Here is a 429-nt window from a genome sequence, read left to right on the forward strand (position 1 = left end):
CGACCATCAAGAGAAGGCTCAACACAGAGAGCCATAGCAATATCGGGCCCGAACATATCCAATGATTTAGGGACACCTATCGTGGCTTCGCCTTCATCACGCTTCGTGAAAAGCTCAGCATCATTGATGACACGCTTCTTCATCATCTTCAGAGATCCATCAGACTGATCTCGAACGATGCGAAGCCTCTCATCATTAAGAGACCCCTTGAACTCCTTAAACGATCCGTACCTCTGTATCAGTCGCGTATTGAGTGTCTCATTATAGAACCACTCAAGATGGCCATCCTCCATCGTCTCAATATCGTTCGGCTTAGTCACATATTTTGTGACCTCATCAACAGACTCAAGAGTTCCCGCATCCTTAACAATGCACGACATCCTCTCACGAACATCAGCAAGAAAATCCTGCCAGCCGTTCCCCTTCAAA

Annotated in this window: 1 protein-coding gene; it reads right to left on the reverse strand. The window is 46.9% G+C overall.

Features of this window, described 5'->3' with window-relative positions; genetic code table 11:
* A partial coding sequence (locus KP705_RS18020; RefSeq protein ID WP_215765285.1) for a hypothetical protein occupies positions 1-429 on the reverse strand: 429 nt, incomplete at both ends.

Source organism: Gluconobacter sp. P1D12_c, assembly GCF_018812105.1.
GTDB lineage: Bacteria > Pseudomonadota > Alphaproteobacteria > Acetobacterales > Acetobacteraceae > Gluconobacter > Gluconobacter oxydans_A.